Origin of the sequence: Mycetohabitans sp. B3, assembly GCF_021498065.1 — a bacterium.
Taxonomy (GTDB): Bacteria; Pseudomonadota; Gammaproteobacteria; order Burkholderiales; family Burkholderiaceae; genus Mycetohabitans.
On sequence record NZ_JAHLKN010000020.1, the window covers coordinates 144,984 to 157,959 of the forward strand.

12 protein-coding genes are annotated in these 12,976 nt (G+C 62.2%); 9 read left to right on the forward strand and 3 right to left on the reverse strand.

Annotated features, from left to right (window positions below; genetic code table 11):
• The first annotated feature begins 20 nt into the window (after positions 1–20).
• Positions 21–800 (forward strand): RNA methyltransferase, encoded by a 780-nt coding sequence (locus KQH55_RS05740; RefSeq protein ID WP_076795044.1) that lies wholly within the window; start codon positions 21–23, stop codon positions 798–800.
• A 10-nt stretch (positions 801–810) separates the two neighbouring features.
• Here the strand turns inward: KQH55_RS05740 and KQH55_RS05745 are convergent, their stop codons facing one another.
• Complete coding sequence (locus tag KQH55_RS05745; RefSeq protein WP_076784918.1) at positions 811–1,629, reverse strand: pyruvate, water dikinase regulatory protein; 819 nt, start codon at positions 1,627–1,629, stop codon at positions 811–813.
• Positions 1,630–2,000: 371 nt separating this feature from the next.
• Between KQH55_RS05745 and ppsA the strand changes: the two genes are divergently transcribed.
• The 3 genes from ppsA (at position 2,001) to KQH55_RS05760 (ending at position 5,948) form a co-directional block, all read left to right on the forward strand.
• Positions 2,001–4,406 carry a phosphoenolpyruvate synthase gene (ppsA, locus tag KQH55_RS05750; RefSeq protein WP_076795047.1) on the forward strand — a complete coding sequence of 802 codons (2,406 nt, stop codon included), beginning with the start codon at positions 2,001–2,003 and terminating at the stop codon, positions 4,404–4,406.
• A 145-nt stretch (positions 4,407–4,551) separates the two neighbouring features.
• Entirely contained in the window at positions 4,552–5,013 is a 462-nt protein-coding gene (locus KQH55_RS05755) for an NfeD family protein (protein WP_076784916.1), read from the forward strand.
• A 14-nt stretch (positions 5,014–5,027) separates the two neighbouring features.
• Complete coding sequence (locus tag KQH55_RS05760) at positions 5,028–5,948, forward strand: SPFH domain-containing protein (RefSeq protein ID WP_076784915.1); 921 nt, start codon at positions 5,028–5,030, stop codon at positions 5,946–5,948.
• Positions 5,949–6,034: 86 nt separating this feature from the next.
• Here KQH55_RS05760 and smpB read toward each other — a convergent pair whose 3' ends face one another.
• Positions 6,035–6,484, reverse strand: a complete 450-nt coding sequence (smpB, locus tag KQH55_RS05765) for an SsrA-binding protein SmpB (protein WP_013435278.1) — start codon at positions 6,482–6,484, stop codon at positions 6,035–6,037.
• A 134-nt stretch (positions 6,485–6,618) separates the two neighbouring features.
• Between smpB and KQH55_RS05770 the strand changes: the two genes are divergently transcribed.
• Both KQH55_RS05770 and KQH55_RS05775 read left to right on the forward strand, forming a co-directional pair.
• Complete coding sequence (locus tag KQH55_RS05770; protein ID WP_041753499.1) at positions 6,619–7,056, forward strand: type II toxin-antitoxin system RatA family toxin; 438 nt, start codon at positions 6,619–6,621, stop codon at positions 7,054–7,056.
• 31 nt (positions 7,057–7,087) lie between these two features.
• A complete protein-coding gene (locus KQH55_RS05775) occupies positions 7,088–7,411 on the forward strand; it encodes an RnfH family protein (RefSeq protein WP_235090387.1) in 324 nt (107 codons plus the stop codon).
• An 89-nt stretch (positions 7,412–7,500) separates the two neighbouring features.
• On the opposite strand, the gene KQH55_RS05780 is transcribed toward KQH55_RS05775, so the two are convergent.
• Positions 7,501–8,445 (reverse strand): DMT family transporter, encoded by a 945-nt coding sequence (locus KQH55_RS05780; protein ID WP_235090364.1) that lies wholly within the window; start codon positions 8,443–8,445, stop codon positions 7,501–7,503.
• A 315-nt stretch (positions 8,446–8,760) separates the two neighbouring features.
• Between KQH55_RS05780 and guaB the strand changes: the two genes are divergently transcribed.
• The 3 genes from guaB to guaA all read left to right on the forward strand — a co-directional run bounded on the left by guaB (position 8,761) and on the right by guaA (position 12,627).
• Positions 8,761–10,224: an IMP dehydrogenase gene (gene guaB, locus KQH55_RS05785; RefSeq protein WP_235090365.1), complete on the forward strand. Its 1,464-nt coding sequence runs from the start codon at positions 8,761–8,763 to the stop codon at positions 10,222–10,224.
• A gap of 8 nt (positions 10,225–10,232) precedes the next feature.
• The gene (locus tag KQH55_RS05790) at positions 10,233–10,901 is read left to right on the forward strand and encodes a hypothetical protein (RefSeq protein WP_235090366.1); all 669 of its coding nucleotides are present in this window, start codon (positions 10,233–10,235) and stop codon (positions 10,899–10,901) included.
• A 142-nt stretch (positions 10,902–11,043) separates the two neighbouring features.
• Positions 11,044–12,627 (forward strand): glutamine-hydrolyzing GMP synthase, encoded by a 1,584-nt coding sequence (gene guaA / locus KQH55_RS05795; RefSeq protein WP_235090367.1) that lies wholly within the window; start codon positions 11,044–11,046, stop codon positions 12,625–12,627.
• Positions 12,628–12,976 lie beyond the last annotated feature (349 nt).

A 12,976-nucleotide genomic window follows, 5' to 3' on the forward strand; every position in this document is an offset into this window, starting at 1 on the left:
GCTGCCCGCCGGCTGAACCGATGAAAACCATCACATCGCGGGACAATCCGCTGTTCAAGCACCTAAAGGCGCTGACCGTCCCTGCACAACAAAAAAAGCGCGGTCAGGCACTGCTCGAGGGCCTGCACTTGGCAGAAGCTTATCTCGATGCGCTCGGCCAGCCGGCGCATTGCGTGCTGACCGAGGCGGCGTTGGCGCAGGTGCAGACCGCGCAGATCGTCGCGCGGCTCGATCCATCGCGGGTCGTGCTGTTTAGCGACGCGCTATTCTCGCAGTTGTCGACGCTCGTGAACGGGATTGGCATTGCATTCGTGGTAGACGTGCGGCCACGGCCGCTGCCTGAACGCGTCGAGGCGACTTGCGTGGTGCTTGACGGCGTGCAGGACGCCGGCAATGTCGGCTCGATCCTGCGCAGCGCCGCTGCGGCCGGGATCGGCGATGTGTTTTGCTCGCCTGGCACAGCGCACGCGTGGTCGCCCAAGGTATTACGCGCTGGCATGGGCGCGCAATTCCTGCTGTGCGTGCACGAGCAGGTGGGGGCCGCTGACTTGCTGGCACGGCTCGCGGTGCCGGTGTTTGTCACCGATTCGCATGGCGCACAGCCACTGTACGATGTCGACCTGAGCGGGCCGCTTGCGTGGGTGTTCGGCAACGAGGGCGCCGGTGTGTCGGCCGAGTGGCGCGCCGCGGTGAACCGGCGTGTGACCATTCCTCAGCCCGGCGGCATGGAGTCGTTGAATGTCGCCGCCGCTGCTGCCGTGTGCTTTTTCGAGCAATGCCGGCAACGGCGCGTCGCGTAGCAGCGCGCGCTCAGTACGATTGCCGCTCGAGCTTGATTTCCTGCAGGATCGTCGTCGCGATTTCCTCGATTGATTTGTGCGTCGACGACAGCCATTTAATGCCTTCGCGACGCATCAGCGCCTCGGCTTCATTGACCTCGTAGCGGCAGTTCTCCGGCGCAGCATACTTGCTGCCTGGGCGGCGTTCGTTGCGGATCTCGGCGAGTCGCTGCGGATCGATCGACAACCCGAAGATCTTGTTGCGATGGGCATACAACGGTGTCGGCAGCTTGCCGCGCTCGAAGTCTTCCGGGATCAACGGGTAATTGGCCGCCTTCACACCGTACTGCATCGCTAGATAGAGGCTGGTGGGCGTTTTGCCGCTGCGCGACACGCCGACCAGAATCACATCCGCATCCTGCAGGTTGCGGTTGCTCTGGCCATCGTCATGCGCAAGCGAGAAATTGATCGCCTCGATCCGGTTCTTGTACTCCTCGGTATCGGCGGCTTGGTGGCCACGGCCGATCGCGTGGGTTGATTGCGTTTGCAATTCCTGTTCTAGCGGCTCGATGAAAGTCTGGAACATATCCATGACCAGCGCGTTCGAGCGTTTGACGATCTCGTTTGAATGGCTATCGACGAGCGTCGTAAAGACGACCGGGCGGCGGCCGTCCAGCGTGGCCGCCTCATTGATTTTCTGGACCGTTGCGTAAGCCTTCTCCGACGAGTCAATGAATGGCACGCGCACAAGGCGGAATTTTTGGTCGAACTGGGACAGGATCGAGTGCGCGAAGGTTTCCGCGGTGATGCCGGTGCCATCGGAGACGATGAATACAGTCGGTGCAGGCATGATGCTTGTCAAGTAGAGCGCCGCGCGGCAGGCCCGGATTTCCGTTGGTCAAAGGGCCTGAGCGGGGATTCTGGGGTTTTTTGCAGAGTAGCACGGTAGAATAGCGGCAACCTGTTTGACAAGCAATTGCAGGCGGTGTCCGCGAAACCGGCGGCAAGCTTTGTTCCATAAGGCCTTGCAGACCGCCGGCGGATGGACGAGGTGTCGCGCGGTGGGCGCAGGGTCCCCCCGGCACAGGACGAAGCGATCCTCGCGGCACTCGCGATGGCTTGTCAAACAGGTTGCGCGAGGTGCGTGGCGACTTCCAGTGGAGCTGCGCGCACGGGGCCCATTCGCGCATGCCGGAAATTTTTTACCACTTAGGGGCTTTCATGTCTAACACCGCACATAACGGAGCATACGTCTTACCGTTCGAAGCGCTACGAATGACAGATGTCGACTCGGTCGGCGGAAAAAATGCATCGCTGGGCGAGATGATCAGCCAACTGGCTGCGGCAGGCGTTCGCGTACCGACCGGTTTCGCGACGACTGCGCACGCGTTCCGCGAATTCCTTGCTTACAATGACTTGACCGAACGGATCGCCAAGCGCCTTGAGACGCTCGATGTCGACGACGTGAAGGCGCTGGCCGAGGCCGGCAAGGAAATCCGCCAGTGGATCGTCGACGCGCCGCTGCAACCGCGCCTGGATGCGGAGATCCGCGAGCAGTTCGACAAGCTGCAGGCGTCCTCGCCCCAGGAACTATCGTTCGCGGTGCGCTCGTCGGCCACGGCCGAGGACTTGCCTGATGCGTCGTTTGCCGGCCAGCAGGAGTCGTATCTGAACGTCGTGGGCATCGACGACGTGCTGGATCGCATCAAGCACGTGTTTGCGTCGCTGTATAACGACCGCGCGATTTCGTATCGCGTACACAAGGGTTTCACACACGCCGAGGTGGCGTTGTCCGCCGGCGTGCAGCGAATGGTGCGCTCGGACGTCGGCGCGGCCGGCGTGATGTTCACGCTGGACACCGAATCGGGCTTTCGCGACGCTGTGTTCATCACCGCTAGCTACGGACTGGGCGAGACCGTGGTGCAGGGCGCGGTGAACCCGGACGAGTTCTACGTATTCAAGACGACGCTCGCGCAGGGACGGTATCCGATCATCCGTCGCTCGATCGGCTCCAAGCTGATCAAGATGGAGTTCACGCAGCCGGGCGAGCCGGGCCGCGTGAAGACGGTTGACGTGTCGGCGGAGCAGCGCAACCGCTATTCGATCACCGACGAGGATGTGATCCAGCTCGCCAAGTACGCGGTGATTATCGAGAACCATTACCAGCGTCCGATGGACATCGAGTGGGGCAAGGACGGTCGCGATGGCACGTTGTTCATCCTGCAGGCGCGCCCTGAGACGGTGAAGAGCCAGGCGGCCGGCAAGATCGAGCAGCGCTTCAAGCTGAAGGGCCAGTCGCAGGTGCTCGCGACCGGCCGGGCGATCGGTCAGAAGATTGGCGCCGGTCCGGTGCGCGTGATCCATGATCCTTCCGAGATGGAGCGCGTGCAGCCGGGTGACGTGCTGGTGGCGGACATGACCGATCCGAACTGGGAGCCGGTGATGAAACGCGCGTCGGCGATCGTCACGAACCGGGGGGGGCGTACCTGCCACGCGGCAATCATCGCACGCGAACTCGGCGTGCCGGCCGTGGTCGGCTGCGGTGACGCGACTGATGTGCTGAAGGACGGTGCACTGGTGACGGTATCGTGCGCGGAAGGCGACGAGGGCAAGATCTACGACGGCCTGCTTGAGACAGAGGTGACCGAGGTGCAGCGCGGCGAGTTGCCGAAGATCCCGGTCAAGATCATGATGAACGTGGGCAACCCGCAACTCGCGTTTGACTTCGCGCAGTTGCCGAACGCCGGCGTCGGGCTGGCGCGGCTCGAATTCATCATCAACAACAATATCGGCGTGCATCCGAAGGCGATCCTCGAATATCCGAATGTCGCCCAGGATTTGAAGAAAGCCGTTGAGAGCGTAGCGCGCGGTCATGCGTCGCCGCGTGCGTTCTATGTTGACAAGCTGACCGAGGGCGTGGCGACGATTGCCGCGGCGTTCTATCCGAAGCCGGTGATCGTGCGGCTGTCGGACTTCAAGTCGAACGAGTACAAGAAGCTGATCGGCGGTTCGCGCTATGAGCCGGACGAGGAAAACCCGATGCTCGGCTTTCGGGGCGCGTCGCGCTACATCGCCGACGATTTCGCGGCCGCGTTCGAAATGGAGTGCCGTGCGCTCAAGCGCGTGCGCGACGAAATGGGCCTGACCAACGTCGAAATCATGGTGCCGTTCGTGCGCACGCTGGGACAGGCCCAGCGGGTAGTCGAGCTGCTCGCCCAATTCGGGCTCAAGCGCGGCGACAACGGCCTGCGGCTGATCATGATGTGCGAGGTGCCGTCCAATGCGATCCTGGCCGAGCAGTTCCTCGCGTATTTCGACGGCTTCTCGATTGGCTCGAACGACTTGACGCAGCTGACGCTCGGCTTGGACCGGGACTCGGGCATGGAATTGCTCGCCCATGATTTCGACGAGCGCGATCCGGCCGTGCGCTTCATGCTGTCGCGCGCGATCGAAACCTGCCTGCGGTTGGGCAAGTATGTCGGCATTTGCGGCCAGGGCCCGTCGGACCATCCGGATTTTGCTGCGTGGCTGACGAAGGAAGGTATTGCTTCGATCTCGTTGAATCCGGATACGGTGATTGAGACGTGGCAGGCGCTCGCGCAGACGGACGACGCGAAGGCGGCATGACGCCGCGTCTGCCGGCGGGCCGGACGATACGCCGGCCGCCAGAAACCGCGCGCTGACGCGCGATCGGCTCGCAGCGCGAGCCAGCTTCGTGCTATAAGACACCTCGGTGACGGCACCGGGGTGTTTTTTTATTCAGGGGATCGCGATGGCGGGTTCGGGACTTATCTGGTGGATCGCGACCGGTGCGTTGTTGGTGGTCGAGCTGACGACCGGCACGTTCTATCTATTGATGATTGCGCTGGGTTGCGCGGCGGGCGGTGTCGCGCATGGACTCGGCATGCCGGTGGCTGCGCAGCTTGCGCTGGCCGCCCTGGTCGCGCTGGCCGCCGTGACGGCGCTGCGGCGTTCCCGCTATGGTCGTCGGCAGCGCCGCGACGTGCGGGACGCCACGCGGGACGCCGATGTGCTGCTAGACATTGGTCAGACGGTGCGCGTCGAACATTGGGATAACGGCCGGGCACGCATCAACTATCGCGGTGCACAGTGGGATGTCGAGCTTCAGCCCGGCGAGAGCGAGCATGCGCACTGGTATTTGATTCGCCAGGTGCGCGACAACCGGCTCATCGTCGCCGCTCGCCCGGCCGCTCGCTCTTCTTCCACAGTCTGAAGGGATACTACGTCATGGAACTTTCGATTGTCGCACTGGTTTTGTTCGTTGTCGTGGTGGTGATCGCGACGCAATGCGTGAAGATCACGCCTCAGCAGCATGCGTGGGTGCTCGAGAGGCTCGGCCGCTATCATGCGACGCTGACGCCGGGCCTGAACATCGTGCTGCCATTCGTCGATCGCGTCGCGTACAAGCATTCGCTGAAGGAGATCCCGCTCGACGTGCCGTCGCAGGTCTGCATCACGCGCGACAACACGCAACTGCAGGTCGATGGCGTACTGTACTTTCAGGTTACCGATCCGATGAAGGCCTCGTACGGTTCGGCGAACTACGTGATGGCGATCACGCAGCTTGCGCAGACGACGTTGCGCTCGGTCATTGGCAAGATGGAACTGGACAAGACGTTCGAGGAACGCGATTTGATCAACCACAGCATCGTGTCCGCGCTCGACGATGCGGCAGCGAACTGGGGCGTGAAGGTGCTGCGCTACGAAATCAAGGATCTGACGCCCCCCAATGAAATCCTGCGTGCGATGCAGGCGCAGATTACGGCCGAGCGCGAGAAGCGAGCGCTGATCGCAGCGTCCGAAGGCCGCAAGCAGGAGCAGATCAACTTGGCGTCTGGCGCGCGCGAGGCGGCGATCCAGCAATCCGAAGGAGAGAAACAGGCCGCGATCAACCAAGCCCAGGGACAGGCTGCCGCCATTCTCGCGGTGGCCGAGGCCAATGCGCAGGCGATCCAGAAAATCGCCGACGCCATTCAGTCACGTGGCGGCATGGACGCGGTGAACCTGAAAGTTGCCGAACAGTATGTCAGTGCATTTGGCAACCTGGCCAAGCAAGGCAATACACTGATTGTCCCGGCCAATCTGGCTGATATGAGCACAATGATCGCGTCCGCGCTGAGCATCGTGAAAGCCAAGCGTGACGTGTAACCGAAGCGAGGTGTCGGACAAGCCGTCAGGCGCACGTGCCGTCAGGGTGTCACACGCGGGGGCGGGCGGCGTCGCGGCGCACGCCGCTAGCGCGTCGTGTTTTTCAGCAGCTGTGCCTTCTCGCGTTGCCAGTCGCGCTTTTTTTCGGTCTCGCGTTTGTCATGCAATTTCTTGCCACGGGCTAGGCCGATTTCACATTTCACCCGCCCATTCTTGTAGTGGAAGTTCAGTGGCACCAGCGTATAGCCGCGCTGCTCGACCTTGCCGATTAGCTTACGGATCTCATCGGCGTTGAGCAGCAACTTGCGCGTGCGGACCGGATCCGCGTGCACGTGCGTCGAGGCGGTCTGCAACGGGCTGATGTGCGTGCCAATCAGGAACAGTTCGCCGTTGCGAATCACGACGTAGCCTTCCTTAATCTGGCCGCGCCCGGCGCGCAGCGCTTTAACCTCCCAGCCTTCCAGCACGAGCCCCGCCTCGTAGCGTTCCTCGATGAAGTAGTCGAAGAATGCTTTCTTGTTGTCGATGATGCTCATGAATGGGTTTGACCAACTCGGATAAAATTACGATTTTAGCAAAGCGACCCGGCGCCGAAGGCCGCGTTGCGTCCGCGCGTGCCCTGGGCTCGCCGCGACGCACGTGGCACCACGCGCCTCCTCGGTGCCCTTTTATGGCAGACGTCCAGAAAACTGTGTTGATTCGTTATTCCGCCGAACGCATGTTCGACCTCGTGACTGACGTCGCCGACTACCCGAACTTTCTGCCTTGGTGCGGCGGCGTCGAGATCCGTCACCAGGACGAAACAAGCATGGAAGCACGGATCGACATCCGCTTCAAGGGGATTCATCAGCATTTCGCTACGCATAACACGCAACGCCGCCCGGAACGGATCGATATGGAGTTCACCGAAGGGCCTTTCAAGCGGTTCACTGGCTATTGGAATTTCATCCCGCTGCGAGACGATGCGTGCAAGGTCGAGTTCGCGTTGCACTATGAGTTCTCCAGCATCATTTTGGAGAAATTGATCGGACCGGTGTTCAATCACATCGCAAACACGTTCGTCGAATCGTTCGTCAAGCGGGCCGGAGAACGCTATGGCAAGCGTTGATCCGCGGCTGCCGGGCGGCGATGGCGGCGCCATGCTCGAGGTGCAAGTGTGTTATGCGCTCCCTGACACCCAGACGCTCGTCGATGTGCGGTTGCCGCCCGGCGCGACGCTGCGTGAAGCCATCGATGCTAGCGGGATCGTCACGATGCATCCGCAGATCGACCTGGCTCAGCAGCGCGTTGGTGTGTTCGGATGCATCCGCGCGCTGGACTCGGCACTCGAGAATGGTGATCGCGTCGAGATCTATCGGCCGTTGACCGTCGATCCGAAGCTTGCACGGCAGCGCCGCGTCGATAAGGCTCGCCACAGCGGCTCGCTCGAAGGACGCAAATGGCGCGCAAAAGACGCGCGCTGAAGCGCGTCGCGTTTGATGCGTCCTCGTCAGCGGCGGTCGACACGTTAGTGCGCCGAGACTGGCGCGTTCTCTTCGATCGCATGCCGCGACTAGCCCGGGCGCGACGGCTGACGCGCGTGCTGGCGGACTGACCAGCTCACGCCCGCAACCAGCAGCATGATCGCGCCCCATTCGAGCGCGCGCGGCCAGCGCTGCGCGTAGATGAATCCGTACACGAGCGCGAACAGCGTCTCGAACACAATCAACTGGCCCGACAGTGTCAAGGGCAGGCGTTTTGCCGCAGCGTTCCACAATGCATTGCCCCACCATGAACAGCCGATGGCGATGGCTAGGTTAAGCGCCCAGAATAGTTGCCAGCGCCCGGCATCGAGCGCCGGCTTCCCGACTGCGCTACTCGGCCCCAGCAGCAGCCCGGCCCATAGCAGCGCGCCGAGCATGCCGGTGATAAGGCCCGAGGCAATCGACCATTCGTTGCTGTCGAAATGTCCTGCCTTGCGCAGATAGCGCGCATTGGCGACGGCAAACCAGGTCCACGCCGCCAGGGCGCCCGCGGCGCACAACACACCGGCGATCCGGCTCGCGATCGTGCCGTGCGTGGCGGCTGGTGCGGTGAAGACGTCGATGTTGATGCAGGCGATGCCGGCGGTGATCATCAGCAGTGCAAGCGCAAGCCGCCGCAGTGGAACTGCATCGTGATCGGTGCGTCCGGCCAGTGTGACAGTCAACGGCAGCACGCCAACGATCAGCGACGATGGCGCAACGCCGACCAGTTGTACCGCTGCGGCGACCAGGATGTAATAGACAACGTTGCCTGTAAGCGCGAGCCAGATGAGCGCCATGAGATCCGCGCGCGTGAGCTTGGACAGCAGCCGGCGCGCGTTGGGCAGCGCGACCGCGACCGACACCAGGCCGTACAATAGATAGCGTCCGGCGGCCAGCAGCAACGGCGAGAAGTCCGGCAACAGGCTCGGGCCGAGAAATACGAAGCCCCACATCGCGCCCGCTAGCAGGCCGTACATCACCCCACGTTGCATTGCTGGCCCCCTGTCATCGTTGGCTGCGCCGCGCCCCGGTTGCGTGCGCCCGTCTTCTATGCTGCATATGCGGCTGCGCCGTTTTTCGTGTCGCATCCCGGTAGTGTGCGAGCGAAGCGGCGGGCGTGGGCAAACACTGAAGGCGCGCAGCATAACATGCGGCGCCGTTTGGCCCACTTGCCAAATCCTCCAGTCGGCGCGATGCGCACGGCGGCTCGGGCTTAAAAAAGGGGACGCGTGCGTAACTGGCTGTTCGGACAATGAAAATCCAGGAAACTATCGGTATAATCCGATTTTGCGCCTATAGGATTTGCCATGCGTCTGATCCAAAAAGCACTCACATTCGATGACGTGCTCCTCGTGCCGGCGTACTCGAACGTACTGCCGCGTGACACCAGTCTCAAAACCCGCGTGACTCGCAATATCTCCCTGAACATGCCGCTGATTTCCGCGGCGATGGACACGGTGACCGAAGGACGGCTTGCAATTGCAATGGCGCAGCAGGGCGGAATCGGCATCGTGCACAAGAACCTGACACCGGCCGAACAGGCGCGTGAAGTTGCGAAAGTCAAGCGGTTCGAGTCCGGCGTGTTGCGAGATCCGATCACCGTGCCGCCCGATATGAAGGTGCATGACGTGATTGCGCTGTCGCGCCAGCATGGCATTTCCGGCTTCCCGGTCGTCGACGGCGCGAAACTTATCGGCATCGTGACGAACCGCGACCTGCGCTTCGAGGAGCGACTGGACGAGCCGGTGCGCGCGATCATGACGCCGCGCGAGCGGCTGGTCACTGTCAGCGAAGGAACGTCGCTTGCGCAAGCCAAGGCGCTCATGCACCGCCACCGCCTGGAGCGTGTGCTGGTCGTCAACGAGGCGTTTGAGTTGCGCGGATTGATGACGGTCAAGGACATCACGAAGGCGACCGAGCACCCGGACGCCTGCAAGGACGAGCACGGCAAGCTGCGGGTTGGTGCTGCTGTCGGCGTCGGTCCGGAGAACGTGGCGCGCGTCGAGGCGCTGGCGGCGGCGGGTGTCGATGTGATCGTCGTTGACACTGCGCACGGGCACAGTCAGGGCGTGCTAGAACGGGTGCGCTGGGTCAAGCAGCATTTTCCGCATATCGATGTGATCGGCGGCAACATTGCGACTGCTGAAGCGGCCAGGGCGCTGGTCGAGCACGGTGCCGACGGCGTAAAGGTTGGCATCGGCCCGGGTTCGATCTGCACCACGAGGATCGTCGCGGGCGTCGGCGTGCCACAGATCACCGCGATTGCGAACGTGGCTGACGCGCTGCGGGGCAGCGGCGTGCCAGTGATCGCCGACGGTGGCGTGCGCTATTCCGGGGATGTATCGAAGGCGTTGGCCGCGGGCGCCGACGCGGTGATGATGGGCAGCATGCTGGCCGGCACCGAGGAATCGCCTGGCGATGTGTTCCTGTTCCAGGGACGCCAATACAAATCGTATCGTGGCATGGGTTCGGTTGGCGCCATGAAAGATGGCGCGGCAGACCGCTACTTTCAGGAAGACAATTCGGCCAACGTCGACAAGCTGGTGCCGGAAGGGATTGAAGGCCGCGTCGCGTACAAGGGTGGTGTCAACGCGATCCTGTTCCAATTGGTTGGTGGGGTGCGCGCGAGCATGGGCTACTGTGGTTGCCGCACGATCGAGGAATTGCACGAGAAAGCCGCGTTCGTCGAAATCACGGCGGCCGGTGTGCGCGAATCGCACGTGCATGACGTGCAGATCACGAAGGAAGCGCCGAACTACCACGTCGAGTGAGCGAACGCATGAAAGCCCTGTTGCGCGCGGTACTGATCGTTGATGCGCTGGTGACGGCGGCATTCGGTCTGTTGATGTTCGCGACTCCGTGGCGGTTGCTGTACGACACACTGCAGTTGGTGCAAGTGTCGCCAGCGATGGTGGGACAGTTATTCGGCATCGTGCTGTTAGCGCTGGCCGGATTGCAATTGCGCGCAGCGATTCATGGCGCGCTGACCGCGCCGGTTGCCGGCGCTAGTGGCCACGCGCTGTGGGTCTGTGGCGTGCTGATGCTCGTCTGGCTGGTCGCGGTGCGTTCACCGTCGCTGGCCGGCCTCGGTCTTTGGATCGGACCACTGGTAGGTGTTGCGTTGCTGCTGTATGGGCTGATCAACGTCCGGCTGGCCGCCTCGGTACGGCGGCGCGACCGGGCGGCCGCGCAGGGCGCAGCCTCCGCGGAGCGTGCGCGCAAACGTGCCGCCGCGACGGCGACGATGACACCGGCGCAGGCCGCAGACGTGCCGACCAGTCCAGCGAAATCAGCTGACCGGACGCCGGCGGCGCCGGCGACGACGCGACCCAGTGCATCGGCACCCAACGCATCGCCACCCACCGCGTCGATACCCGCGGGTAGTCCCAGCGCCGACGAACGTCGTGAGCCGCTCGTGCCCGGCGACAATGATACAGATCGCGGCTGAACGGCGCCTCGAATTGCGGCTAAACGGTGCCCCGATAACCGACTGGAACGTGCCTCCCGCTATATTGCGCGCCGTGCTATCGTCGGCTCCGCGCACAGCGCAGCTCGTTCCATTTTCACTCTATTGAGATTCACCCATTGCCATGCATGACAAGATCCTGATCCTCGACTTTGGCTCCCAGGTCACACAGTTGATCGCGCGCCGTGTGCGCGAGGCGCATGTCTACTCCGAGGTTCATCCCTACGATGTTGATGACGCATTCGTGCACGAATTCAAGCCAAAAGGGGTGATTTTGTCCGGTGGTCCAAATTCGGTCACCGACACGGATGCGCCCCGCGTGCCGCAGGCTGTGTTTGATCTAGGCGTGCCAGTATTGGGCATTTGTTACGGCATGCAGGCGATGGCGTTGCAACTCGGCGGCAAGGTCGAACTCGGTCACGTGCGCGAGTTCGGCTACGCTGAGGTACGTGCGCGCAACCATACGAAGCTGCTGGAGGCGATCGAGGATTTTACGACACCGGAAGGCCATGGCATGCTGAAGGTCTGGATGAGCCACGGTGACAAGGTGATCGAGATGCCGCCCGGCTTCAAGCTCATGGCGTCGACCGAATCATGTCCGATTGCGGCGATGGCCGATGAGGATCGCCGGTTCTACGGATTGCAGTGGCATCCGGAAGTCACGCATACGCTCAAGGGCCGCGACATGTTGAACCGGTTCGTGCTCGAGTTGTGCGGCGCGAAGCCGGATTGGGAAATGGGGCACTACATCGCCGAGGCGGTAGAGCAGATCCGTGCGCAGGTCGGTAATGAGCGGGTGATTCTCGGATTGTCTGGCGGCGTGGATTCATCGGTTGCGGCGGCATTGCTACACCGCGCGATCGGCGATCAGTTGACGTGCGTATTCGTCGACCACGGCTTGCTGCGGCTCAACGAAGCAGAGCAAGTCATGGAGACGTTCGGACGGCACCTCGGGGTAAAGGTGATTCACGTCGACGCCAGCGACGCATTCATGAACAAGCTGGCCGGCGTGACGGATCCGGAGCACAAGCGCAAGATCATCGGTGCGGAATTCGTCGAGGTGTTCCAGAACGAGGCCCGCAAGCTGACCGACGCGAAATGGCTTGCGCAAGGCACGATCTATCCGGATGTGATCGAATCGGCGGGCAAAGGCAAGAAGGGCGCACACACGATCAAGAGCCACCACAACGTGGGTGGATTACCGGAGACGCTGAATCTGAAACTGCTCGAGCCGCTGCGCGAGTTGTTCAAAGACGAGGTGCGTGAGCTTGGCGTCAAGCTCGGCTTGCCGCCGTCGATGGTGTATCGGCATCCCTTCCCCGGGCCGGGGCTGGGCGTGCGGATCCTGGGCGAGGTCAAACGCGAGTTCGCCGATCTGCTGCGCAAAGCCGATGCGATCTTTATCGAAACGTTGCGCACGACGATGGATCCGGATAGCGGCAAGTCGTGGTATGAGTTGACCAGCCAAGCGTTTGCAGTCTTTCTGCCGGTGCGCAGCGTCGGCGTGATGGGCGATGGCCGCACGTATGACTATGTCGTCGCGTTGCGCGCGGTGCAGACGCACGATTTCATGACCGCGCATTGGGCACATTTGCCGCATGAATTGCTTGGGCGTGTGTCGAATCGCATCATTAATGAGGTGCAGGGCATCAATCGTGTGGTGTACGATATTTCGGGTAAGCCGCCGGCGACGATTGAGTGGGAGTGATGTGACGTCTGGCACCGACTGGTAGCTATAGCGCCGAAACACACCTGAGCCCGCGTAACGGCGGGCTTTTGTTTTCGGACTGGCATGGCTTGGTAATTTTGAACATGGCTAAACACCATTTTTTTATGGCGTAGTCGATGGCACGGGTTGTTTCTGATGCCATGCTTGGCGCCTAATACCAGGTAGCCACAAGGGGACGGGCAACAACCCTTTAGGCTGAAGGGCAAACCCTGTCCGGTTATGCGTCGGTGGTGGACAACACCACGAAGAGGGTCACCTTCATCTACCGGGCCGGCGACAGCGCCGTGCGCAATGACGGCGATTGCCCGCAGCTGTCGCGCTGGGCCTC